This is a genomic window from Xenorhabdus sp. PB30.3 (assembly GCF_963895965.1).
In the GTDB taxonomy this organism is placed as follows: domain Bacteria; phylum Pseudomonadota; class Gammaproteobacteria; order Enterobacterales; family Enterobacteriaceae; genus Xenorhabdus; species Xenorhabdus stockiae.
The window spans coordinates 1-24095 of sequence record NZ_CAWQMW010000024.1 but is presented as its reverse complement, the minus strand read 5'-3'; the positions used below and the strand labels follow the sequence as shown (position 1 = coordinate 24095).

Here is a 24095-nt window from a genome sequence, read left to right as displayed (position 1 = left end):
GCAGACGGGATTATAGAGAGAAAAATGAATTTTTTAAAGGTTAGTCTGATTTTATAGGTTATAACTTCTATTTTAGATGTTTTTTATAATAAAAAAGGCCGTAATAACGGCCTATACACTTTGTCTTTCAAATCACTTTGTCTTTCAAATTATTTCTTTGGTGGCTGCGCTCGTTCACCCCAGTTACATAGCTCTACGCTTCTGGGGATGAACTTCCTTGCGGCAGTGATGTATCATGAAATCCAGTGTGTATGATGATGGTGTTTTTGTCTTAGTGCTCAATATTGGCTTCAAGAAACCATAAAAATTTATCGAGATCACGGGAAGCAGCTGTGAACATATCTGCTGTATCTTCATCTTCCGCATCACCAATAGCCTGACGGATATCATTAGCAACAATAGCATAACGATCAGCCAGTGCTTTTAAGTGATCCTGTACATCGTGAATACCCGTCGGGTAACTTTCCAGCTGAGTTCCTTTGTGAACTTCCTGAAGTGTACCTAATGCTACTCCACCTAGCTGCACGACGCGCTCGGCAAAGGTATCGAGATGATCAACGAGCGCAGTACGGAAGTCATCCAGCATTTTATGGATGGCGATGAAGTTTCTGCCACGGATATTCCAGTGTGCCTGTTTAGTCATCAGAGACAGGTCAGTAAACTGGATGACCATATGATTTAGTGCATAAATTGAACTTTGTTTGACTCCCTCACTGATATTATTACGGGTATAAATCAGTTTGGAGGAACTTTTTCTGACAAATTTTGCAGTACTCATTTGTAATGCTCCCTTAATTTAAACTAATGACATGGGATACATTAAAAGTAGCTGAACATTGAGCAGACGTCATATCGTTTTATGCTATCGAATTGATAGCTAATAAAAACATCGGTAATTAATCTTGGTAATAGTAAAAACCGAAAGGTATCAGTACCTTTCGGTTTTTATAGGTGGTTTCCTATAATCTTCCGTTTTTATTCAACTTTTTCTAGTTTAGTTTTTTGTTTCATGGTTGTAGTAGAGCCAATTGAAGCACAAATGATGCACAGAAGAGCGAGCCATTGTGTCGTAGTTAAATGCTCATTCAGGAAAATGATACCGGATAAAGCCCCCAATGCTGGTTCAAGACTCATTAACGTACCGAATGTTTTAGCTGGCAAACGTGTAAGGGCGATCATTTCCAATGTATAGGGAAGTGCGGTCGATAAGATAGCGATGCCCAGAGCAATAGGCAGTAATGAGGCATCAAACAGAAGTGCCGGGCCGGTTTGGATTAATCCCACCGGAAAGAAAATAACAGCAGCAATTAATGAGCCGATAGAAACTGTAGCTGCACCATAACCTGCCCCAGCGCGTTGGCCAAAGATAATATAAAGTGCCCAGAAAACACCCGCTCCCAGTGCATATAAAATGCCGACAGGATCAAGAGTACTGACGTCATCACCGATAGGTAACAGAAAACCTAAACCGGCAATAACTAATACGATCCAAAGAAAATCCACGGGACGGCGTGAGGAAAACATAGCGACAGCCAGTGGGCCGGTAAATTCAAGTGCAACGGCAATACCAAGGGGAATTTTGGATAATGCCATGTAAAACAGATAATTCATTCCACCGAGTGAAATGCCGTAAGCAAGGAGAGGAGTGAGAGATGACCGTGTAAATTTCAGACGCCAGGGTTTAAAAATCAGAAATAAAATAAGGGTTCCCAGCGCAAGTCTCAGGGCAGTCACACCAGGTGCACCAATGACATGAAATACTGTTTTAGCTAATGATGCGCCAGCCTGAATTGATGTCATTGAAATTAATAACAAAAATATCGGAAGCAGAGAAAAAGATGCAGCCCGATGTTTAGAAAAGGACATTTACAGAAAACCTCAATTACAACATGTTATTTTAGAAGTGCCATCTTCGCAGTGAAATAGACAGAATACAACATGATTATGTCTTATGAGCGCTAGGCTGACGTATAAAAGAATAAGCATGAAGTATAGTTATTAGTTCCTCTTAATCCACATATTATGAAAGCGATATCCTTGTATAAAAGCAGGGCGGTAGAATTCGTTGATGGTTTTATCGGCTTTGATTATTATGCTATTCCTTAAATATAAATAGACCATGATTTTCAGGAGAAATGATATGTTAATAAGGGTAGCTTCTGGGCAGGATCTTGATGCTATTTTATTACTTTATACAACATTATTCAGAGAAATGGCTGAGTTACAGCCAGAAAGGCTGAAAAAGGTTGAACAGGACAGAGCATTTATTATTTCCACTCTTAGTGATGATAACTTTAATTTATTAGTAGCAGACGATAATAATGGAAATATAAAAGGTTTTTGCATCGCACAAAAAAAGCAGACACCACCATTTAATTGCCTTGTTCAAAGGAAATATGGTTATGTTATTGATTTATTTGTCAGCCCAGACGTGAGAAGTCAGGGTATTGGTCAGGAATTATTAGCAGAAATGAAAAAGTGGGCGAAGGAAAATAATTTTACTCATCTGGAGCTGACCGTTTTATCTGAAAATATTTCGGCCACAAAATTTTATGAAAGAGAAGGTTATAAAGAAGTTAATAAATTAATGGTTATTACATTGTGATTATGGAGTTAAATGTGAAGGTTACTTTAATAGATATAAATAAAAATAACTATCGAGAAGTGATGTCTCTCGAAGTTGAATCTGGACAGGAGCAGTTTGTTGCACCAAATTCAGAGTCAATTGTAGAATCAAAGTTTAATCAATATTGTAGACCAAGAGCAATTTGTTTTGGCGAAGAAATTGTCGGTTTTGCTATGTATGAACGTTGTGTTAATGAAGGAAAGCCAAATGAGTATAATCTTTATCGGATGATGATTGACAAATTTCATCAGAATAAAGGAATTGGCAGTCTTGCGATGAAATTATTACTGGATGAAATGAAGCAATATGCTGATTGCTACAAAATATCTGTCTGTTATGATGAAACAAGTCAACGTCATAGCCAGTTTTATCAGCGTTTTGGTTTTACCGAAGTAGGTTATTGTGACGAGTATGAGGAGATGCTGGCGGAAATTATTATAGAAAATAAAATTCGTTAACTGTGAGTTTCTCTTTAAAAATGAACAGAGAGTTATCGTATAGTGAACATTTGTAGTGGAAGTTATATGCTCTTCGTCTTTCAAGTTGCCTCTTTGTTGGCTGCGCTCACTCATCCCGGTCACATAGTTGTCTATGCTCCCGGGAATGAGTTCCCTTGCTGCCGTGATGCATCTTGAAATCCATTGAGTATAGATAAGTTAATTCTCTGGAAGCTTGCTAAATGAAGGTTTGTCTGCCAGAATTTAAAATGAATTATGCAGTAAGTTTATTTGGTATATCCTCAAACTTTTTAATTAAAAATATGATAAGCCTTCAAACTTCTGTGGTGAAATAATGAATATAGGGAAACACTTTAATAATAGCTTTATCTTCAAATTATTGCTCTTTATCATGATTGCGGGATTGGGGTTGAGAGTACCAATATCTTATATCCCTCCAATGTCTCAGGAAATTATTGACGATTTAAACATAAACTATTCTACCTTTGGTTTAATCACATCCCTGTCACCGCTGTGTTTTTTCTTTTTTTCTCCTTTAACACCTTATTTTGAAAGAAGAATAGGGTTGTATAAAACCTTATTAATGACATTTGTGGTTGCTATTGTTGCTTACATTCTAAGGTTAAATAGCTCTCTGATATTGCTGTTGGCTTCTACAGTTATGTTTGGGTTTGCTATTGCACTGGGAAATATTGCGTTACCTTCATTCTTTAAAAGTCTGGGTAGTAACAGGGTTGCTCTTCTGTCGTCATCCTATACGGCATCTTTGTATCTGGGGCCGGCAATGGCGACCGGTCTGACGTTACCGATTAAGCATATGCTGGGTTTTTCCTGGAATGAAATTTCCTGGATTTGGGTGCTCATTCCCATATTTTCAGTGCTCCTTATTCTGTTCTTTTCCGATAAAAAACAAAAAAATTCAGTTAGTAACCCAAATGCCCGTAATGATTATGATGATAAACCTGTGAAGGTGATTAATCCGTGGTCAAGCATTTCATGCTGGATGATGGCTGTCTATTTCTCTGTGTTATCGTTTAACTTTTATATTATTACTGCTTGGTTCCCCGAAATTATTAGTTCTTATGGAATGGGCCAGACTGAGGCTGCATCTTATGCTGCGCTATTCTCATTAGTAGCAATACCTTTTGCAACATTAACCGCCTTTTATATCTATAAAATAAAAAGACAAGAATTCATGTTTGTTATTAACCCTATTATTGGCATGCTGGGGATTATTTTATTTATTTATGGTCAAAAACATTTAATTCCTGTTGCTGTTATGATCATGGGGATTGGGGCAGGTATTTGTACCGGAGTTGCATTCTTGTTACCACTGCTGCGTTTTAATCATACTACTAATATTACGAAAGCAAACTCAATGATGCAATCAATCGGTTATTTAATTGCATTTTGTGGGCCACTTGTTTCTGGTTATATCCATGACTTTACTTCTTCCTGGACTCTTGTTCTGTGGTTGCTTTTCCTCGTTCTGGCAATTCAAGGGATTTTGGGAATAATAATCGGTAAAAATGAAAAACTTGATGCGGCTTAATGTTGAAAAGTGTTTAAAAACAAAATGTGATTAGCGATTTTTATAATCGCTAATCACCAGACATCTATATTTCAATTACCACACCTGTTTCTTTGCCATAAATACTGCGTATATAGCCTTTCGCTATTTGTTCACCTGTACAGGTCTCCTGTCCGGGGAAAAATTTGGCGTAACTGGTAAATGATTCATCCAATAATTTGGGGCTGACTACGTTAATTCGGGCATCAGTAATTTCCGTCGCTGCTGAGCGGACAAAAGCTTCAATAGCTCCATTGGTTACGGCAGTTTGAGAACCATTAGGTGACATTATTTTGCCGACAATACCCGATGTTAAAGTAATTGAACCACCGGGTTTAATGTATTTTAAGGCTTGAAGCGCAACATTGATCTGACCAAATGCTTTATTTTTGATGCTTTCTTCATAATCGCGCAGGTTTTCTGGCTTCGTCCAGTTGGTTTTACCAAATGCACATATAATAGCCTCAAACATTTTATTTTTAGATAAGAAATTATCTAATTGTTGATTGTCAAAAACATCAAGCGAATATTCAGGTGAGTTACGGCTGGCTTGAATCATCTCAAGCTCTGTAGGGTTATCAGCCAACAAAGGATGGTATTTTTTAATATTACTGATAATGTGTTTTCCTATATTTCCTGTTGCTCCTATCACTAATATTTTCATATTTATGACTCCGTAATTGAATGACAATATGCTAGATGGCAAAATCTTTTGCTAAGTCTGAATTTCGGCGCATGACAGCAATTAATTCTGAATTTTCCAGTTTATAAAAAGCGGGGCCACTTTTTACTTCTGTTACATTACCACAACCAATAATACCCCATCTGATTTTCTGCATTTTATTTTTCCGGTATATTTATCTATGAATCGCAAATATCCGCTCGATTTTATAATAGCCTTTTTGCTTATTCTATGTCTTTATGGACGATAATTTATATTGTTACATTAGGAAAATTTATTGCCTGATATCATATGCTGGATATAGAAATGCCCAGATTATGGATTTTGACGCGCGCTATGAAAGCATTCTGGCGATACTTTTTTCTTATTGTGGCATAATAGGCAACTATCGATTTTTCCAAATTCCCTTTTTATTCACTTTAAGAGCAAAAGTTGTGTTAAGTACAAACAACATCACTATGCAGTTTGGCAGTAAGCCTCTGTTTGAAAACATTTCTGTTAAATTCGGTAACGGCAACCGCTATGGCCTGATTGGTGCCAATGGTGCGGGTAAGTCAACCTTTATGAAAATTTTGGGGGGAGACTTAGCTCCGACCTCCGGTAATGTCAGCCTCGATCCGAATGAGCGTTTGGGTAAATTACGTCAGGATCAGTTTGCCTTTGAAGAATATACGGTACTGGATACAGTTATCATGGGCCACACAGAGTTGTGGGAAGTGAAGCAGGAACGTGACCGTATTTATGCCATGGCAGAAATGAGCGAAGAAGACGGCTATCGTGTTGCTGATTTGGAAGTTGCTTATGGTGAAATGGATGGCTACAGCGCAGAAGCCCGTGCCGGAGAATTATTACTTGGTGTGGGTATTCCGGTAGAGCAACACTATGGTTTGATGAGTTCAGTTGCTCCGGGCTGGAAACTGCGTGTCCTGCTTGCTCAGGCGCTGTTTTCTGATCCTGATGTTCTGCTGCTTGATGAGCCAACCAACAACCTGGATATTGATACTATCCGCTGGCTGGAGCAAGTGCTGAGTGAACGCAATAGCACCATGATCATTATTTCCCATGACCGCCATTTTCTGAACACCGTATGTACTCATATGGCTGATCTGGATTACGGTGAACTGCGCCAGTTCCCGGGTAATTATGATGAGTATATGGTGGCGGCAACTCAGGCACGTGAACGTCTGTTGGCAGATAATGCTAAGAAGAAAGCGCAGATTGTAGAATTGCAGTCGTTTGTCAGCCGCTTCAGCGCTAATGCGTCTAAATCCAAACAGGCAACTTCACGTGCCCGTCAGATTGACAAAATTCAGTTAGAAGAAGTGAAGGCTTCCAGCCGTCAGAACCCCTATATTCGTTTTGATCAAGAGAAAAAACTGTTCCGTAATGCACTGGAATTAGAAGGTCTGACGAAAGGTTATGACAATGGCCCGCTGTTTAAAAACCTGAACCTGCTGATGGAAGTTGGCGAAAAAATGGCGGTGATTGGTGAGAATGGTATCGGTAAAACGACACTACTGAAAACACTGATCGGTGAAACTGAACCAACCAGCGGTACTGTTAAATGGTCTGAAAACAGCACTATTGGCTATTATGCACAGGATCATGCCAGTGATTTTGATGGTGATCTGACTGTGTTTGAATGGATGAGCCAGTGGAGACGTGAAGGTGATGATGAACAGGCAGTGCGCAGTGTGCTGGGGCGTTTATTATTCAACCAAGATGATATCAGGAAGAAAGTCGGTGTCTTGTCCGGTGGTGAAAAAGGCCGGATGTTGTTTGGCAAGCTGATGATGCAAAAGCCAAATATTCTGGTTATGGATGAACCAACCAACCATTTGGATATGGAATCTATCGAATCACTGAACCTGTCACTGGAGCTTTATGAAGGTACGCTGATTTTTGTTTCACATGACCGTGCTTTTGTTAGTTCATTAGCCAGCCGTATTCTGGAAATAAAATCCGATACAGTTGTTGATTTTAAAGGTACATATGATGAGTACCTGAGAAGTCAGGGAATTGTGCAATAATCCTGCTTATCAGATGACCCCGTTTAACGGGGTCAATCCTTATTTACTGCCGCACACTTCACATTGCGTATCTTTAGGCAGTTTTATTTCACGAAACTGCATTGTCATTGCGTCGAACAGTAATATTTTACCTCTGATAACCTTTCCGTACTGAGTCAGCAGTTTAATTGTCTCCATAGCCTGTAACGAGCCGATTGTACCCACAAGTGGTGCCATGACACCCGCTTCAACACAGGTCAGGCTATTTTCACCGAATAACCGGCTCAGACAACGGTAACAGGGCTCTTCCTCATGATAGGTAAAGACTGACAGTTGTCCTTCCATTCGTATGGCAGCCCCGGAAACTAAGGCAGTTTTATGCTGGTAACACAGACGGTTAAGCTGTTCACGGATGGCGACATTATCGGTACAATCCAGCACAACATCATGCTGGATAATCAGTTCGCTTAGCGCTGGATCGTCTAATAATCCTTCAATGGGACGAACAGTAATATGCGGGTTTATCTCCAACAGCGTCAGTGCAGCCGAATGCACCTTCGCCATACCAATACGCTCATCACGATGCAGGATCTGGCGCTGTAAATTAGACAGGGAAACAGTATCAAAATCCAATAATGTGATTGTTCCCACCCCGGCTGCGGCCAGATATTGGGAAGCGGCACAGCCGAGACCCCCCAAGCCGACTATCAACACGTTGGATGATTTTAATTTTTCCTGACCGTCAAAATCGAAACCCCGCAGGACAATCTGCCGATTGTAACGAAGGGTTTCTTTATCTGTGAGTTCACTAGTCATTTCTTTAATCATTATTGATTTTTCAGCAGCTGGTTGAAAAATTCTATCTGTACTGTCTCCCCTGCTGTGACGGAGCCGCGCTCCCGTTCAAGTACAATAAAACAATTGCCAAGACTATATGAACTGAAAATATGGGAACCCTGATGACCGGTTGTTTTTACTTCTAATTCACCCTGTTCATTCAATACCGCGATCCCACGTTGGAAATCCAGCCTGCCGGGTGATTTTTTCAGCGGTGTAACCGCTTTGGCATTAAGCCGAATAGGAGGCTGCCATGAACTGAAGCCGGACAAGTGTGCAATCAGAGGCTGTACTAACTGATAGAAGGTCAGAACTGCGGATACCGGATTGCCCGGCAGTCCACAAAACCACGCTTTTTCCAGCTTACCGAAAGCAAAAGGTTTACCGGGTTTAATGGCTAATTTCCAGAAGCTAATCTGGCCCATCTCATCCAGAATCTGTTTAGTGTAATCGGCTTCACCAACGGAAACACCCCCACTGCTGATAACCAGATCAGCAAGGTCGTTAGCCTGAATAAAAGCGTGGCGCAGGGCATCAGGATCATCAGGAATAACACCGAGGTCGATAACTTCACAATCCAGTTTTTCCAACATCAGGCGAACAGCAAAACGGTTTGTGTCATAAATTTGCCCGGTTTGTAGTGGCTCACCAATGGCTTGTAGTTCATCGCCGGTAGAAAAAACAGCAACTTTTAATTTGCGGAACACTTCAACCTTTGCAATCCCCAGCGAGGCAAGCAGAGGCAGTTGTGCTGTAGATAATTTAATGCCTTGTGGCAGGACAGCTGTATTTTGGGCAATATCTTCGCCAATAGTGCGGATATTCTGCCCCTGACGAACAGGATGCGTAAATCGGATGCCTGTTTCCGTTGTTTCTGTGTGCTCTTGCATAACAACGGCATCGGTACCCGTGGGGATAGGGGCGCCAGTCATAATGCGAATGCAGGTACCTGCGGGCCATTCTCCCTGAAATGGAACACCAGCCAGCGCTTTCCCTGCCTGCGGTAAAGTCTGTGTTTCGTTCAAATCGGCAAGGCGAATGGCATAACCATCCATCGCTGAATTGTCAAAAGGGGGAACATTAATTGGGGAAATAATATCTGTGGCAGTAATGCGGCCTGCTGAGTGCATCAGGCTGATGGTTTCCGTTTCGGAGAGAGAAGAAGTCTGGGCCAGTAGTTTTTCTAACGCCTGTTCGAGTGAAATTAAGCCTGAGGTATGACAATGATCCATGAAAACTCCCAATGTGCGGCAAATAGCATGGTGGCATTATGGCAAAGATCCTTTTAATGGGAAATTGTTATACCGAATAGATTCCGGATTACTGCTTGAAGGATAAAAGAAAGCGGTACGGATTGACTAATAAAAGATGTATATCATATCCATGATTTGCTATAACTAAATTACGACAATTAAAACAAACGATTACATGAAAATTTAATCACTATGAGTAACCAAATTACAACATCTGATAATAGTAACTATCTGGCTATTCAAATTGCATTGAGCGGCTTTCTTGCTTTAGTTGTTGCGATGGGAATAGGGCGCTTTACTTTCACGCCACAAGTTCCACTGATGATTGCTGAATCACAATTCACGCTAACGGAAGCCGGGATTGTGGCTGCATTTAATTACCTTGGCTACTTTGCAGGTTCTTACGATGCGATGCGGGCGAAACGGTTTGTGGAATATCGTTTGTGGGCAGGCTTATGGGGTGCAGTCATTATTACACTGCTGTCATCCCTGCTTGACGGCCCGGTATTACACAGTATTGCCCGCTTTTTTATTGGCTGGGCGAGTGGCTGGACATTGGTATTGGTTGCTGCATGGTCAAACGATGAACTGGCAAAGCTGAATCGCCCGGGGTTAAGTGCCGCGGTTTTTGCCGGAACCGGGATTGGTATTCTGATTAGTGGAGTGCTGGCGGTAGGGATTCAATCGTGGGGCATGGATGCGGCTCAGGCATGGGTTATTTATGGCATTCTGGCATTATTGTGCAGTGTTTATGCCAGTCGCTATTTACCACGCCGGGGAGAATTGCATCGTCCGCAAACGGCAATGCAAAAACTTGCTTTAACGCCTGAAATTAAGCGGCTGGTATGGAGTTACACCCTTGCCGGATTCGGCTATATTCTACCCGCCACATTTCTTTCTCAAATGGCTTCAGAACGTTTTCCCGGTAGCTTGTTTGCTCAGTTTGTCTGGCCGATATTCGGAGGAGCATCAGTCATCGGTATTGCGATGGGAATTCTGTTGCGCCATGTCTCAACAGCTCATATTCGTCTGGCTATCACACTCTGGCTTCAGGCACTGGGTATATTGGTAGCAGAAATTGTACCCGGGATCAGTGGCCTTGTTATTGGCGCATTTCTGGTGGGAGGCGGTTTTATGTGTGTGGTGCAGCTGGCATTGCTGTATGGGCGTGAACTGGCTCCCAGCCATACTCATTATATGGCCGGGCTATTAACTACCGGTTATGCGCTGGGGCAATTGGTCGGGCCGATGCTATCAGCTATTTCGACATGGCTGACCGGTAAATTGGAACCGGCGCTCTATGTTGCATTTATTGGCTTGATTATTGCGGGATTGCTGGTATTTAATCGCAATAAAACCTCTCATGAATAATCCTGATTTGGCGCATTGGTGCTGTGCAGGTATATTGTGCGCCTGCCCTGATGGGATTCAGGATACAACCTGTAAGACTACGATTTGAATGTTGGCAGGTATAGCTATTCAATATTCAATGTTGATATAGTTGTTCGTGGTAACAATGTGAGCAAATGTCCCATCAATGGATATCATGTAATGGAAGTATTATCTTTGGAGAATTCGATGTCATCCTTAAGTATAGAAGCCGCGCTGGTGCATTCGGCACTGGTTGAGCGTGGTCTTGAAACCCCACTGCGTGAGCAGACTTTAGAGCCTGAAGTGCGAAAAGTCCGCATTGAGGAGCACATGACAGAAATTATGAAGCTGTTAAACCTCGATTTGAGTGATGACAGTTTGGCGGATACGCCGAGCCGTATTGCAAAAATGTATGTGGATGAAATATTTTCAGGTTTGGATTACAGAAATTTTCCGAAAATCACGCTGATAGAAAATAAAATGAAAGTCGATGAGATGGTGACAGTGCGGGATATCACACTGACCAGCACTTGCGAACACCATTTTGTGACTATCGATGGGAAAGCCACTGTAGCTTATATTCCTAAGGATAAAGTGATTGGGTTATCGAAAATTAACCGCATCGTCCAGTTTTTTGCGCAACGTCCACAGGTACAGGAACGACTGACACAGCAAATTTTGATTGCCCTTCAGGCTCTGCTTGGCACAAATAATGTTGCTGTTTCTATTGATGCTGTGCACTACTGTGTAAAAGCGCGTGGTATCCGTGATGCTACCAGTACCACAACGACCACATCTCTTGGCGGTTTGTTTAAGTCCAGTCAAAATACACGACAGGAATTTTTGCGTGCCGTGCGCCATTTGCACTTATCGTGATGAACCTGCATTACCATGACAAGTAGTAAATTAAATAGTGGAGCAGCGAGCCACAGGATTGCAGTGCTTGATAGCGTACGTGGTTTCGCTGTTCTGGGTATATTGTTACTGAATATCTCAGGCTTTGCGTTGCCTTATGCCGCTTATACTAATCTCTTTTATAAAGCCGATGTTCTGTTTTCTGATGTATTAACATGGTCTGTCCTGAACACATTTGCTCAGGGGAAATTTTTATTTATTTTAACGCTGTTATTTGGCGCATCACTTGAATTATTGAGGCAGCGGGATGGCTACTGGAATCGTTGCAGGTTAGTGATTCTGGCTGTTATTGGTTTATTGCACGGAATTTTGCTATGGGATGGCGATATCCTGTTGTCATATGGTCTGGTTGGCCTTCTGGTATTACATTGGATCAATAAGAGTCCCAATTTATTCAAACAGGGCATTGTCTTATATTTATTTGGACTGATGATGTTCTATCTATTGGGGCTATTCCCGGTAGAGGAAAACAGTACGTTCTGGCATCCGCTAGAGCAGGATATTTTGCATGAAAGCTACTGGAAAACCCATGGCGGGTTAGTGGCGATAGAACACCGTATCAATCAGATCAGCGGTGTAATGATAGTGACTATTGTGCAGTATAGCTGGCAGATAATTGGAACTATGCTTTGCGGCGCAATGCTATTACGTAATGGTTGGCTGAAGGGCATGTACAGCCTTCATCACTATCGTCGTGCCGCTTTGTGGCTGTTTGTCACTGGCTTGTTGATTCAGTCTCTCGCCCTGTCAGTATTGTATTTATATCCTTATAGTTACTTCACTGCCTGGACTGTCCGACAGACCATCACAGAATTAGCGACACCATTTATAGCATTATCGTATGTGGCGCTGATTTATGGGTTCTGGCCGGTTATATCCCGTTGTCGAGTAGTTTTCTGGCTACAGCAGGTTGGCAGAATGGCACTGAGCTGCTATTTAATGCAAACTTTAATCTGCACCACCCTTTTTTATCATTTGGGGCTGTTTAATAAATTTGCTCGCTGGGAATTGTTAATATTCGTCCCTTTTATTTGGGGATGTAATATCGGGTTTGCCTGCTGGTGGTTAAAACGTTATCAGCAAGGGCCTGTTGAAAAACTCTGGCGGGTACTGACCAGAAAACTGCAAGAAAGATTTTAAACGATTAAGAGCCTATCTTTTGAGAATAGGCTCTTATTTGCTGCGATTCCTCGTCTCCATTCCCTGTAACTCTTCTGGTGATACCGCAGGATAGCCTTCAATGCCTGTAGGGGCGATCTGCTGGCTGGGAATGGGGGTTAAAGGCCCCAGAAAACGGGGTTCACGTTTTAAGATATACAGGTCAGCCCAGGCACCAAGGCGGGCAAATACTTCACGAAAACGTATCGTCATCATATTCTTAGGGGAAGAGACAGCATAACATTGCGCTTCGATGCCCATGTGCATCGCAATAAAGAGAGCTCGTTCACAGTGGAAGCGCTGGGTAATAATGGTGAAGTCATTGGTATCAAATACCTTGCGAGTTCTGACAACCGAATCTAACGTCCGGAAGCCCGCAAAATCCATCACGATTTTAGAGGCTGGAATACCTGCTTTAATGAGATCTCTTCGCATCGTATTGGGTTCATTATAGCTGTGTTGGGCATTATCTCCGCTTAATAGCAGATATTTAACTTTTTCACTGTTATAGGCGTTAACAGCTCCCTGAATACGATAGAAATAATATTGGTTATATGCGCCGGCTTTATAATATTTGGATGTACCTAAAACCATGCCCACTTCTCGTTCCGGAAGTTGTCTGAGGTCATCAAAAATGTAGGGAGCCGTTTTCCAGCTGATCCAGCGATCAAGCATAATAGCTGATAGTATAAAAACAGCTATTATGAGGATTAGGCTGGTAATTAGATGCTTCCACATTATTTTTGCCTTTTATGTAACCATGAACAAGTCATTAAAGGCTACTTTACTTGGAATATTGAAGCAAGTGTTGGATTAACCACATTAATATAAATATGCTTTGTGGGATAAATGCCTGCCGAAAATACTGGCAGGCATTAAGATTATCAGAATGATGTGCGTTTATAGATGCGATATTCTGGTTTCCAGAAATTACGCTCAATCGCTTCTTCCAGAGCGTCTTCTGAAGTGACCGTTGCAACACCCTGAATCTGGGCTTTTTTCGCCACTTCTTTGGCTATTTTGCGGGAAACATCCTGAATGTCATCAATCAATGGCAGTAGCGGGCCAGAGCCGGTTTGCGCCAGAGGTGAGCAATCTGCCAATGAGCGGCTTGCAGCCATTAACATGTCATCTGTTACACGTTTGGCTCCTGAAGCAATAACACCTAACCCGATACCGGGGAAGATATAAGAGTTATTACACTGGGCAATCGGGAATTCCTGACCTTCATACTGTACTGGTGAGAACGGGCTGCCTGTTGCAACCAGCGCTTTACCTTCCGTCCAGTTAATAATGTCTTCCGGACGGGCTTCTACGCGGGATGTCGGGTTAGACAAAGGCATGACAATCGGGCGCTCACAGTGCTTATGCATTTCACGGATAATTTCTTCAGTGAACAGGCCTGACTGACCAGAAACACCAATCAGAACAGTAGGTTTTGCGTTACGGACAACATCCATTAATGACAGGCTGTCTTTGTCAACATCCCAGGAATCCAGAGCGCTGCTTTTCTGAACCAGTACGTTTTGGAAATCCAACAGATTCGGTTGTTTATCTGTGAGTAACCCGAAGCGGTCGACCATGAATACACGGGCACGAGCCTGTTCATCACTCAAACCTTCTGATTTCATCTGAGCAATGATCTGCTCTGCAATACCGCAACCAGCAGAACCCGCACCAAGGAAGGTGACTGTCTGGTCTTTCAGCTGACGGCCTGCTGCACGGCTGGCAGCAATCAGGCTGCCAAGAGCAACAGCAGCAGTACCCTGAATATCATCATTGAAGCAGCAAAGATCATTACGATAGCGGGTCAACAATGGCATGGCATTGTTCTGAGCAAAGTCTTCGAACTGCAACAGAACATTCGGCCAGCGGCGTTTTACTGCCTGAATGAATTCATCGACGAAATCATCATATTCTTTGCCGGTAATACGCGGATGGCGCCAGCCCATATAGAGCGGGTCGTTCAGGCGCTGTGGATTGTTTGTACCGACATCCAACACGACAGGCAGAGTATAAGCAGGACTGATCCCGCCACAGGAGGTATATAGCGATAATTTACCGATAGGGATACCCATTCCACCAATTCCCTGATCACCAAGCCCCAGAATACGCTCACCGTCGGTCACAACGATAACTTTAACATTCTGCTTGGTGGCATTTTGCAGCATGTCATCAATATAAGCCCGGTTCGGGTAAGAGATGAACAAACCACGGGCACGGCGGTAAATATCAGAAAAATGTTCGCACGCTTCACCGACGGTTGGTGTGTAAATGATAGGCATCATTTCGCTGAGATGTGCGTCAAGGAGCCGGTAGAAAAGAGTTTCGTTGGTATCCTGAATATTCCTCAAATAAATATGTTTATCCGCGTCATTTTTAAAATCGCGGTATTGGCGATAGGCGCGTTCTGCCTGCTCTTCGATTGTTTCAACTGCTTGGGGCAATAAGCCATGCAGATTGAAATTGCTGCGTTCTTCTTCCGTAAAGGCGCTGCCTTTGTTCAGCAGGGGAAACTCCAACAGGATGGGGCCAGCGTAGGGAATATAAAGAGGACGTTTACTTTCGTGTTCCAGTTCCATGATGCTTACTCTTTGGACTAATCAATAACAAAATCGGCTACATATACTTCGTCTTTCAAGTTGCCTCTTTGTTGGCTGTGACGCATCTTGAAATCCATTGTGTATAGATCCTAAGAAGATAAAAAAATAAGTACAGTAAATGTTACTTAAATATGTTTATCATGAGCAAAAATGAGAGATAACATACAGAATTGGCTAATTAAATGTTATTTAATTTCTCACTTTTGCCCAAAAACCTTGCAGGGTGGTCAGAATGTGTGGCGTTCCGTTTGTTTGCAGCCGAGCAAATTTAAAGTAGATTCGGTTGCTTTCCACTGGGACAGATGACCATTTTGCCCCTCAACAAGTATTGCCCGCTTGATCGAATGGCAATCACTTCCTGACATATTCATTAATATTAGCGCTGCCTGTAAAGGTGGCAAGCTTGGATTAAATGCCGCATTTTCTGCATAGCGACCAGTATAAACGCGATCTTGTTCATCTATCAGGGCAACACCGGAGTGGGACTGACTATAGGGTGCATGGCTCTGATTCGCCGCATTTAATGCAGCCAGAACGAATTCATCTTCAGTATCGAGCTGATAGCCGTGGTGAATGTTATCCAGCAAAAATTGAGTGACAGATAAGTCACGCGGGCCAAATGCTTCTGGCAGATAATCAGCCAGTGTCAGATGTGGGCGATCAGGTAAACAGATTTCCAGCTGTGTTCCGCTGTTTAATTCATTCATAAACTGTCGGCAGTGACCACAGGGAGAGTAATTAATGGTGATGGATACCAGTTTCTTCTCGCCACGTAACCAGGCATGAGTGATGGCTGATTGTTCGGCATGAACAGTTTGCTGTAATGCAACACCTGTAAATTCCATATTCGCGCCAAAATAGAGGTTGCCGCTCTCTCCCCGTGCGATAGCACCAACATGAAAGTTTGAGATAGGGGAAATGGCACAGGCCGCAGCGAGTGGTAGCAGGGCCAGTGCCAGTGCATGATCATCAAGGCCACAGGTCTGCTTAATTGACTCCACCTGCTCTGCTGTCAGCATAGCTGGAAAATCGTCATTACCAATATAGGGCAATAATGCCTTTTGTAATTCAGGCGTGATTTCTGACCAGATAGCATGAAAACGAGCTTGCATAAAATAATCTCCAAATTAATTAAAGGTTATTCTAGGATGAGTGCTCAGGTTTGTAATGTGATGAATGCCATATAATTCATGAAATTTCTGTAACAAAAATATTATTTTAGTAACTTATGTCAAATTTTTACTATCTGAACGAGTTTTCTGATGATTATTACTAGCTAAACAGGTGTAGTATCACAGGGAACAAAAACGGTGCCACCAGCGAAGTAATCACTCCGCAAGTCATCAGTGCCAGTGAACTATATGCCCCTTCCACATGATCTATTTCTGCACATCGTGCTGTCCCGACGGCATGAGAAGCTGTCCCCATTGCCAGACCTCTGGAGGCTTTAGTTTTAATCTTCAATACATTAAACAGATTGTGACCAAAAATGGCGCCCAGAATACCGACAGCAATTACACAGGCAGCACTGATTGCCGGGATACCACCAATGGAATCAGCCACAGCCATAGCGATAGGCGTTGTGACTGATTTCGGTAATATTGAAGCCGCGATCTCAGGTGTGGCTCCTGCCCATAAAGCGATAGCTGTGCCGGTTATCATTGCAGTAATACTGCCAATGAAACAGATGCTGATGAGAGATTTCCACTGAGCACGGATTTGGTGGAGTTGTTCGTATAGCGGAAAGGCCAGAGCAACAACGGCAGGTTGTAATAAATTATTCAATATTTCGCTACCGGCAAAATAGTGCTGATAAGGCGTGTGAGTTAGCAGCAGCAGAGGAATAATAACCGCCATAGATATCAATAATGGATTGAAAATAGGGAACTTGAGCCGAGCGGCTAATTTTTTGGCAACATAAAAAACAGACAGAGTTAATGGGAGTGACCACCAGATATGGCTTAGCATTTTTTGTTTCCTTCCTGTTGTGAAAGCTCTGTTTGTGATGGTTTATTTTGTAGAGGCTTTTCTTGTAATCGTTGATCTGCCTGACGGGTGCCAATAATAGTCCGTTCGCGATGGATATAGTGAGAACTGTAAGCGACGGTAATCATGACAATAACGGTACTGATAATGCAGGAAAGGGCAATTGGGATTATCTGTTGGCTGAGTTGTGGATAATACTGCATGACACCAACCCCGATAGGTAAAAAGAGCAGAGTCATATTTTTCATCAATAAATTACAACTCGGTTTTACCCAATGAGCGGGGATAATCTGGAGTGACAGTAAACAGAATAGAAGAAGTAAGCCAATAATGCTGCCGGGAAGAGAGAAGGGGAGGTGTGCTGAGGTGAAGTTTCCGACAATGAGGCATAAATAGATCAATGCAAATGCGCGCAAATATTGCCAGCCGATCAGCAACACGTTCAGGAAAGACATAACGTATAATTCCTCAGTATAAAGAGGGTTATCATACGACTAATATTGTAAATGTGCTACACGTCACATAAAAAATGCGGGCTTAAAAAACCCGCATTTTTACTTTTAGCATTAACTTTTCGCCAGATTATGCTGGTAATTATTTAACCTGCATACCCGGTTGGGCGCCGCTATCCGGGCTTAACAGGAAAATTTCTTTTCCGCCGGGACCTGCTGCCATCACCATACCTTCTGAAATACCAAAACGCATTTTACGCGGGGCAAGGTTAGCAACCATAACCGTCAGGCGGTTTTCCAGTGCTTTCGGATCTGGGTAAGCTGAGCGAATACCAGAGAAGACCTGACGTGTTTCACCGCCAAGGTCAAGAACTAATCTCAGCAGCTTATCTGAACCATCAACAAAATCAGCCTGTTTAATTAATGCGATACGCATATCAACTTTGGCGAAGTCATCAAATGTGATGGTATCCTGAATAGGATCATCAGCAAGAGGGCCTGTCACGGTTTTTTGTGGCTTAATGCTTTCTGTGGAATCTGCCACCATAGCTTCAACTTTAGCCATTTCGATACGGTTAAACAGTGCCTTAAATGGTGAAACATTATGATTCAGCAGTGGCTGCGAAATTCCATCCCAAGTCAGTTCAGTATTCAGGAATGCTTCTGCACGTTCAGTCAGACCCGGAAGAATTGGTTTCAGGTAAGTCATCAGGACGCGGAACAGGTTGATGCCCATTGAGCAGACAGCCTGAAGATCGGCATCGCGGCCTTCTTGTTTCGCGATAACCCACGGTGCCTGTTCATCAACATAACGGTTGGCGAGATCTGCCAGCGCCATGATTTCACGTATAGCCTTACCAAATTCGCGATTAGTGAAATCTTCTTCAATTCCCTGTGCTGCATCGACAAATTTTTGGTACAAAGCAGGATCAGCAAGTTTATCTGCCAGTTTGCCGCCAAAACGTTTATTGATGAAACCAGCGTTACGCGAAGCTAAGTTAACAACTTTGTTGACGATGTCACTGTTAACGCGCTGAACGAAATCTTCCAGATTCAGGTCGATATCATCGATACGGGAAGAGAGTTTTGCGGCGTAGTAATAACGCAGGCAATCTGCATCCAGATGTTTAAGATACGTTTCCGCCTTGATGAAAGTTCCGCGGGACTTGGACATCTTGGTGCCGTTGACAGTAATGTAACCGTGAACAAACACATTAGTTGGCTTACGGTAATTGCTGCCTTCCAGCATGGCTGGCCAGAACAGGCTATGGAAATAGACGATATCTTTACCGATAAAGTGGTACAGATCAGTTTTGGAATCTTTTTCCCAGAATTCGTCAAAATTCAGGTCGTCACGCTTGTCACACAGATTCTGGAATGAACCCATATAACCGATAGGCGCATCCAGCCAGACATAAAAATATTTACCCGGCTCATCAGGGATCTCAAAACCGAAATAAGGCGCATCACGGGTGATATCCCACTGTTGCAGACCAGATTCAAACCATTCCTGCATTTTGTTCGCTACCTGCTCTTGCAGGGTGCCGGAACGAGTCCACTGTTGCAGCATATCGCTGAATGCCGGCAGGTCGAAGAAGAAATGCTCAGTCTCACGCATTTCTGGTGTTGCACCGGATACCACTGAACGCGGGTTGATCAACTCTGTCGGTGCATAAGTCGTTCCGCACACTTCACAGTTATCGCCATATTGATCTTCCGACTTACATTTAGGACAGGTTCCTTTAACGAAACGGTCCGGCAGAAACATGCTTTTTTCCGGATCGAAAAGCTGAGCAATCGTCCGGTTTTTGATGTAACCGTTTTGCTTTAGTTTCAGATAAATATTGGATGCAAGAGCTCTGTTTTCTTCGCTGTGCGTAGAGTGATAGTTATCATAACTAATCGCAAAACCAGCAAAATCCTGTTGATGCTCCAGATTCACTTTGTCGATCATTTCTTCTGGCGTGATCCCGGCCTGCTGAGCTTTCAGCATGATTGGTGTACCGTGGGCATCGTCAGCACAGACAAAGTGAACCTCTTTGCCGCGCATTCGATGATAACGAACCCAAATATCAGCCTGAATGTGTTCTAAAATGTGACCGAGATGAATTGGACCGTTAGCATAGGGTAACGCACAGGTCACCAATAATTTTTTCGCGACTTGAGACATAGTTAGGATCTGACTTCCATAAGTTAAAAAGGGTTTTTGATGTTACCTGATAAGGAGCATTGCCGCTAGGGGAGGTTGGCATTTCGGGAAGGATTTTAAGCAGCATGATGTCCGGTATCGCTGTCTTTGCCAAAAAACGATTATACCGAGTCATCATGCCAGTATGTATATTGTTAGGGTTCATGCGAAATAAGTTATCTGTATCAAGACAGTATCCTGAACTCATTTATTCTGAAGTTATATGCTGACTGATTTAAATGTGCCGCGCTGAATGACACTGAGTAACCATCTTAGAAACCCCGGGATCTGTAGCAGGATCATAAATCCGAATGCTACCTGATATGCGATCTGAGGATAATGCCCGGCTGCATCTATAGGCCAAAAACCGATGATCACACCGAATATAGTTTGTATGAGAAAAGTGCCAAATAGAATCAGCAGATTAAGGCAGGTAGAAGCACGTCCGGTCATCGCTGGCGATACACTTTGTGCCACGATAGAGTATTCCAGACCAGCAATGGCGCTTATCAAAGTAAATCCGACAGAGAGTAGCGGTAGTAACGGGAGGATGTTTAAAGCACATAAAACTTGTACCACCAGAAACAAAAAAATGCCTATTCCGCCAACTTCCATGGGTTTAATATTGAACTTACCGGCCCATTCAGTGACAGTGCCTACAAAAAGTGAGCCGATAACCCCTGCTCCCATTCCTATAAACAGATAGACCGAAGTGAGTTTATTGCTGTAATGCCCTACATCCTGTAACCATTTTCCCATCCACAATCCTTGTAGCCCGAAAGCAACTGTATGAGGAAGTAATAACAAACTGATGACTTTGCGAAAGGAGTGATCTTTGTAAACTTCAATTAGTGAGGTAATCCGTGGCCACTTCACCATTTTATGTTCAATTGGGTCTTTGGGAACCCATATTGCGGTAACTACCATAACAATCAGAGTTACACCAGCCAGAGCAAAGAATAGCGTTCGCCAGGAAATAAAACCGACCAGCCAGGCAACCGGCAATGTCGATAGCATGGCACCTAATCCCCCAACGGCCAGTAAGTACCCATAAATGGAGGGGAGTTTATTGTCAGGAACCCAAAAGGAAAGTACTTTGACCGAACCCATAAAGCAGGCTGCTAATCCCAGTCCAATCAGGATCCTGGCTAGTAATAATGTAGTGAAGTCCTGCCCAATACCAAATAGTAACGCTCCCACCACGGCAATACCTAAAAGAAACAGTTGCACTCGTTTTGGTCCATAGCGATCAAGGGCAAGTCCAACAGGAAGTTGAGCTAAGGAAAATGAAAGAAAGTAAGCACTTGATAAGATCCCGAGTTGTCCTGCGGACAATGACATTGCTGAAATCAAAAATGGCGTTAAGACAGCATTTATATTTCGGAACAGGAATGATGTACCGTGCCCGAATGCAAAAGGCAAGAACACATGAGTCATTACTTTAGACGAGTTTATTTGTTGAGCCGATGATATTTCAGCCATGATAATACCTTAATTTTAAGCAATATTATTCGGAATGCATTGAGTATGTTTTGTCTCCACCTTTTCGTTTCTCATCGTGCTTTGGGTTAAACTTACAGCCAGAGCTAAGGATGTAACGTGTTTACTGTTATCACAGGTAGTTTGTGTGCTTGGCTCTCCGCTTAAGAGTGCCAATATCAACAAATGCAAGAAACGCCTGACTTCTTCGCAGGGATAGGGCGAAAGAGACTCGGGTGATTATTAAGTCGAACTCTTCAATGAAATAACAATGATGAACATAAAACGTTAACAGACTTCGGCACAATGCGAGAACTTCATCACTTTTGTTTGTGTCCTTATCGCAAGCTGTTTGCTTCTGTTATGATGGCCAGACAGTTTGAGGTTGAAAAAGAAAATGAAAAGGAGCCGGGATGAACTCACAATCCCCCGAGCAGACCAATCCTGACCTGCTGAAAGAAAGCGTTGCGAAAATACTGGCAGCATTTAAGCATCCTACGTTAGAACAAGATTTAATGACTCTGAAAGCACTGCATCATTGCACTGTGCTTGATGGAGTACTGCATATTGAACTCATGATGCCGTTTGTATGGAAACGGGCTTTTGGAGCACTGAAAGAAGAAACCACTCAACCTTTATTAGATGCGACTGGCGCAACAGGCGTCGAATGGCGGCTTTCTCATGATATCTGTACATTACGTCGTGCCAATAACCTGCCGGGAATTAATGGAGTCCGTAATATTCTGGCGGTCAGTTCAGGAAAAGGTGGTGTGGGAAAATCCAGCACTGCGGTGAATCTGGCACTGGCTTTGGCGCAGGAAGGGGCAAAAGTAGGTATTTTGGATGCAGATATTTACGGCCCATCGGTTCCCAGTATGCTTGGAACAGCCAAAGAACGTCCTACTTCACCCGATGGCCAGCATATGGCTCCCATTATGGTGCATGGTATGGCGACAAACTCTATTGGTTACCTTGTCACCGATGATAACGCGATGGTCTGGCGTGGCCCGATGGCAAGTAAGGCGCTTATGCAGATGTTACAGGATACTCTGTGGCCGGATCTGGACTATCTGGTTATTGATATGCCACCGGGAACGGGTGATATTCAGTTAACGCTATCGCAGAATATTCCGGTGACTGGCGCTTTAGTGGTTACTACTCCACAGGATATTGCCCTGATTGATGCCATGAAAGGTATTGTGATGTTCCAGAAAGTCAGTGTGCCGGTATTGGGTATTATTGAAAATATGAGCACACATATCTGTAATAACTGTGGGCATCATGAAGCGATTTTTGGCACGGGTGGCGCTGAAAAACTGGCGGAAAAATATGAGTGCCAGTTATTAGGTAAAATCCCGCTGCATATTTCACTGCGTGAAGACCTTGATCGCGGAGAGCCTACGGTTATCAGCCAGCCTGATAGCCAGTTTGCTGATATTTACCGGGAAATTGCTGCTAATATCGCCGCTCAAATGTACTGGCAGGGAGAAAAAATCCCGACGGAAATTTCTTTCCGGGCAGTTTGATGTCAGTCGTTGGATGAAATTCATCCCCAGAAGCATAGATAACCGTATGTTTATAAAAACGGTGACTGGGGTGAGCGGACGAAGCCAACAAAGAAGCAACCTGAAAGACGAAGTGTATAGACAGACTTTTGCAAGGGAGTCTGTCTCAACTCCCTTATTTTCAGTAAACTGAGTACAGCTGAATACTGGCCTTTTCCTCAGTTATCTTCACTGATTGATTTAGCATTAAATTCTTTTTTCACTGGTGATTTAGTCAGCTCCATATCCCTGATATTTTTTTGTACAGCAATGGAGCCGAATAAACACAGGAAAAAAGCAATCCCATAGAACCCTTTTTCACTTGGCAGTAAGTCAGCATTAAACAAACCAATAGCGATTAATGCTATAGAGGAAAGAAAAGCGATGATACAAGCAATATAATATGCTTGTGTTGTTGGTATATTATCAGTTTTATCTCTGACTGTTTTTTGTATTGAAATTGAAGAAAATAATCCTAAAATGAGTATTGCAAAATAATACCCTTTTTCATTTAACTGCATACCTGAACGCCAAAGCCCTGAGAGATAAACAACTATCCCACCAATAACAGCAATCCAAGAAATTAAGTTAAAGGCATTAAATTCTGTAAATTTATTATCTAACGAAGCGCTATCCTTCACAAAAATAATCTCCATAAATTAAAGTTAAACTATCCTATACCAAAGTGATTAAACTTAGGAACTACTTAATGAGATTTTTGTTTATTATGAAAAAGTGTAATGTTAACCCCAATTCCGCTTAAGATATTGCTGAAATATCTTCTTCTGAGTAGAAAATTTTCAGTGATGGCTTTTTCTCTTTAAGGCAGTAAGCAATCAATCCCGTTAAAATCGTTAACAAAAAACCGGTTATACTTCGGTGACGAGAATGTTCTAATTGAGAGCCATTTTTTAATTGTCCATTAATCGTTTCAATGATAAAACGCTTTTTAAGCATAACCTTA

The 24095-nt window shown here is 42.6% G+C and carries 23 protein-coding genes; 8 read left to right on the top strand and 15 right to left on the bottom strand.

What is annotated here, in order from left to right:
* Nucleotides 1-271 precede the first annotated feature (271 nt).
* Together dps and rhtA are read right to left on the bottom strand one after the other, a co-directional pair.
* Nucleotides 272-778 (bottom strand): DNA starvation/stationary phase protection protein Dps, encoded by a 507-nt coding sequence (gene dps, locus AACX38_RS02500; protein WP_099121207.1) that lies wholly within the window; start codon nt 776-778, stop codon nt 272-274.
* A 197-nt stretch (nt 779-975) separates the two neighbouring features.
* Complete coding sequence (gene rhtA / locus AACX38_RS02495) at nt 976-1866, bottom strand: threonine/homoserine exporter RhtA (protein WP_228863480.1); 891 nt, start codon at nt 1864-1866, stop codon at nt 976-978.
* Nucleotides 1867-2140: 274 nt separating this feature from the next.
* On the opposite strand from rhtA, the gene AACX38_RS02490 reads away from it, so the two are divergent.
* From AACX38_RS02490 to AACX38_RS02480, 3 genes are all read left to right on the top strand, one after another.
* Complete coding sequence (locus AACX38_RS02490) at nt 2141-2605, top strand: GNAT family N-acetyltransferase (protein WP_228863479.1); 465 nt, start codon at nt 2141-2143, stop codon at nt 2603-2605.
* Nucleotides 2606-2619: 14 nt separating this feature from the next.
* Nucleotides 2620-3084 carry a GNAT family N-acetyltransferase gene (locus tag AACX38_RS02485; RefSeq protein ID WP_228863478.1) on the top strand — a complete coding sequence of 155 codons (465 nt, stop codon included), beginning with the start codon at nt 2620-2622 and terminating at the stop codon, nt 3082-3084.
* 334 nt (nt 3085-3418) lie between these two features.
* Nucleotides 3419-4636, top strand: a complete 1218-nt coding sequence (locus AACX38_RS02480; protein ID WP_228863477.1) for an MFS transporter — start codon at nt 3419-3421, stop codon at nt 4634-4636.
* 64 nt (nt 4637-4700) lie between these two features.
* On the opposite strand, the gene AACX38_RS02475 is transcribed toward AACX38_RS02480, so the two are convergent.
* The gene (locus tag AACX38_RS02475) at nt 4701-5318 is read right to left on the bottom strand and encodes a short chain dehydrogenase (RefSeq protein ID WP_228863476.1); all 618 of its coding nucleotides are present in this window, start codon (nt 5316-5318) and stop codon (nt 4701-4703) included.
* Between the two features lie 31 nt (nt 5319-5349).
* Entirely contained in the window at nt 5350-5493 is a 144-nt protein-coding gene (locus AACX38_RS02470) for a hypothetical protein (protein ID WP_228863475.1), read from the bottom strand.
* A gap of 277 nt (nt 5494-5770) precedes the next feature.
* On the opposite strand from AACX38_RS02470, the gene AACX38_RS02465 reads away from it, so the two are divergent.
* Nucleotides 5771-7366 carry an ABC-F family ATPase gene (locus tag AACX38_RS02465; protein WP_099121342.1) on the top strand — a complete coding sequence of 532 codons (1596 nt, stop codon included), beginning with the start codon at nt 5771-5773 and terminating at the stop codon, nt 7364-7366.
* A gap of 39 nt (nt 7367-7405) precedes the next feature.
* On the opposite strand, the gene moeB is transcribed toward AACX38_RS02465, so the two are convergent.
* Complete coding sequence (moeB, locus tag AACX38_RS02460; protein WP_228863474.1) at nt 7406-8161, bottom strand: molybdopterin-synthase adenylyltransferase MoeB; 756 nt, start codon at nt 8159-8161, stop codon at nt 7406-7408.
* Nucleotides 8162-8172: 11 nt separating this feature from the next.
* Nucleotides 8173-9414, bottom strand: a complete 1242-nt coding sequence (moeA, locus tag AACX38_RS02455) for a molybdopterin molybdotransferase MoeA (protein ID WP_228863473.1) — start codon at nt 9412-9414, stop codon at nt 8173-8175.
* 213 nt (nt 9415-9627) lie between these two features.
* On the opposite strand from moeA, the gene AACX38_RS02450 reads away from it, so the two are divergent.
* The 3 genes from AACX38_RS02450 (at nt 9628) to yeiB (ending at nt 12861) form a co-directional block, all read left to right on the top strand.
* Complete coding sequence (locus AACX38_RS02450) at nt 9628-10806, top strand: YbfB/YjiJ family MFS transporter (RefSeq protein WP_228863472.1); 1179 nt, start codon at nt 9628-9630, stop codon at nt 10804-10806.
* A 207-nt stretch (nt 10807-11013) separates the two neighbouring features.
* A complete protein-coding gene (folE, locus tag AACX38_RS02445; RefSeq protein ID WP_099121214.1) occupies nt 11014-11682 on the top strand; it encodes a GTP cyclohydrolase I FolE in 669 nt (222 codons plus the stop codon).
* Between the two features lie 15 nt (nt 11683-11697).
* Nucleotides 11698-12861, top strand: a complete 1164-nt coding sequence (gene yeiB / locus AACX38_RS02440) for a DUF418 domain-containing protein YeiB (protein ID WP_228863471.1) — start codon at nt 11698-11700, stop codon at nt 12859-12861.
* Between the two features lie 33 nt (nt 12862-12894).
* On the opposite strand, the gene sanA is transcribed toward yeiB, so the two are convergent.
* The 7 genes from sanA to AACX38_RS02405 all read right to left on the bottom strand — a co-directional run bounded on the left by sanA (nt 12895) and on the right by AACX38_RS02405 (nt 21590).
* Nucleotides 12895-13617: an outer membrane permeability protein SanA gene (gene sanA, locus AACX38_RS02435; protein WP_099109164.1), complete on the bottom strand. Its 723-nt coding sequence runs from the start codon at nt 13615-13617 to the stop codon at nt 12895-12897.
* A gap of 146 nt (nt 13618-13763) precedes the next feature.
* Nucleotides 13764-15461 carry an NAD-dependent malic enzyme gene (locus AACX38_RS02430; protein ID WP_228863470.1) on the bottom strand — a complete coding sequence of 566 codons (1698 nt, stop codon included), beginning with the start codon at nt 15459-15461 and terminating at the stop codon, nt 13764-13766.
* Between the two features lie 248 nt (nt 15462-15709).
* On the bottom strand, nt 15710-16594 hold the full coding sequence (gene cdd / locus AACX38_RS02425; protein WP_228863469.1) for a cytidine deaminase: 885 nt from the start codon (nt 16592-16594) through the stop codon (nt 15710-15712).
* A 160-nt stretch (nt 16595-16754) separates the two neighbouring features.
* Nucleotides 16755-17450, bottom strand: coding sequence for a CidB/LrgB family autolysis modulator (locus tag AACX38_RS02420; RefSeq protein WP_228863468.1), 696 nt, complete (start codon nt 17448-17450; stop codon nt 16755-16757).
* Nucleotides 17444-17923 (bottom strand): CidA/LrgA family protein, encoded by a 480-nt coding sequence (locus AACX38_RS02415; protein WP_099121219.1) that lies wholly within the window; start codon nt 17921-17923, stop codon nt 17444-17446. The genes AACX38_RS02420 and AACX38_RS02415 overlap by 7 nt, the downstream gene beginning before the upstream one ends.
* A gap of 139 nt (nt 17924-18062) precedes the next feature.
* The gene (gene metG / locus AACX38_RS02410) at nt 18063-20090 is read right to left on the bottom strand and encodes a methionine--tRNA ligase (RefSeq protein WP_228863467.1); all 2028 of its coding nucleotides are present in this window, start codon (nt 20088-20090) and stop codon (nt 18063-18065) included.
* A 237-nt stretch (nt 20091-20327) separates the two neighbouring features.
* Nucleotides 20328-21590: an MFS transporter gene (locus AACX38_RS02405; RefSeq protein WP_228863466.1), complete on the bottom strand. Its 1263-nt coding sequence runs from the start codon at nt 21588-21590 to the stop codon at nt 20328-20330.
* 410 nt (nt 21591-22000) lie between these two features.
* Here AACX38_RS02405 and apbC point away from each other — a divergent pair, with 410 nt between their 5' ends.
* Nucleotides 22001-23113: an iron-sulfur cluster carrier protein ApbC gene (gene apbC / locus AACX38_RS02400; protein ID WP_228863465.1), complete on the top strand. Its 1113-nt coding sequence runs from the start codon at nt 22001-22003 to the stop codon at nt 23111-23113.
* A gap of 197 nt (nt 23114-23310) precedes the next feature.
* On the opposite strand, the gene yiaA is transcribed toward apbC, so the two are convergent.
* Nucleotides 23311-23772 carry an inner membrane protein YiaA gene (yiaA, locus tag AACX38_RS02395; protein ID WP_228863464.1) on the bottom strand — a complete coding sequence of 154 codons (462 nt, stop codon included), beginning with the start codon at nt 23770-23772 and terminating at the stop codon, nt 23311-23313.
* Between the two features lie 118 nt (nt 23773-23890).
* Nucleotides 23891-24095 (bottom strand): transposase (locus AACX38_RS02390; RefSeq protein WP_304957138.1); only part of this gene is annotated, 205 nt, incomplete at its 5' end.

Excerpts from the sequence above, each read along its gene's own strand:
- AACX38_RS02480 (WP_228863477.1), top strand. The coding sequence starts at position 3,419 with ATGAATATAGGGAAACACTTTAATAATAGCTTTATCTTCAAATTATTG.
- AACX38_RS02490 (WP_228863479.1), top strand. The coding sequence starts at position 2,141 with ATGTTAATAAGGGTAGCTTCTGGGCAGGATCTTGATGCTATTTTATTA.
- folE (WP_099121214.1), top strand. The coding sequence starts at position 11,014 with ATGTCATCCTTAAGTATAGAAGCCGCGCTGGTGCATTCGGCACTGGTT.
- AACX38_RS02475 (WP_228863476.1), bottom strand. The coding sequence starts at position 5,318 with ATGAAAATATTAGTGATAGGAGCAACAGGAAATATAGGAAAACACATT.
- AACX38_RS02420 (WP_228863468.1), bottom strand. The coding sequence starts at position 17,450 with ATGCTAAGCCATATCTGGTGGTCACTCCCATTAACTCTGTCTGTTTTT.
- moeA (WP_228863473.1), bottom strand. The coding sequence starts at position 9,414 with ATGGATCATTGTCATACCTCAGGCTTAATTTCACTCGAACAGGCGTTA.
- dps (WP_099121207.1), bottom strand. The coding sequence starts at position 778 with ATGAGTACTGCAAAATTTGTCAGAAAAAGTTCCTCCAAACTGATTTAT.
- metG (WP_228863467.1), bottom strand. The coding sequence starts at position 20,090 with ATGTCTCAAGTCGCGAAAAAATTATTGGTGACCTGTGCGTTACCCTAT.
- yeiB (WP_228863471.1), top strand. The coding sequence starts at position 11,698 with ATGACAAGTAGTAAATTAAATAGTGGAGCAGCGAGCCACAGGATTGCA.
- AACX38_RS02415 (WP_099121219.1), bottom strand. The coding sequence starts at position 17,923 with ATGTCTTTCCTGAACGTGTTGCTGATCGGCTGGCAATATTTGCGCGCA.
- AACX38_RS02430 (WP_228863470.1), bottom strand. The coding sequence starts at position 15,461 with ATGGAACTGGAACACGAAAGTAAACGTCCTCTTTATATTCCCTACGCT.
- moeB (WP_228863474.1), bottom strand. The coding sequence starts at position 8,161 with ATGACTAGTGAACTCACAGATAAAGAAACCCTTCGTTACAATCGGCAG.
- AACX38_RS02450 (WP_228863472.1), top strand. The coding sequence starts at position 9,628 with ATGAGTAACCAAATTACAACATCTGATAATAGTAACTATCTGGCTATT.
- cdd (WP_228863469.1), bottom strand. The coding sequence starts at position 16,594 with ATGCAAGCTCGTTTTCATGCTATCTGGTCAGAAATCACGCCTGAATTA.
- apbC (WP_228863465.1), top strand. The coding sequence starts at position 22,001 with ATGAACTCACAATCCCCCGAGCAGACCAATCCTGACCTGCTGAAAGAA.
- sanA (WP_099109164.1), bottom strand. The coding sequence starts at position 13,617 with ATGTGGAAGCATCTAATTACCAGCCTAATCCTCATAATAGCTGTTTTT.
- AACX38_RS02470 (WP_228863475.1), bottom strand. The coding sequence starts at position 5,493 with ATGCAGAAAATCAGATGGGGTATTATTGGTTGTGGTAATGTAACAGAA.
- rhtA (WP_228863480.1), bottom strand. The coding sequence starts at position 1,866 with ATGTCCTTTTCTAAACATCGGGCTGCATCTTTTTCTCTGCTTCCGATA.
- AACX38_RS02405 (WP_228863466.1), bottom strand. The coding sequence starts at position 21,590 with ATGGCTGAAATATCATCGGCTCAACAAATAAACTCGTCTAAAGTAATG.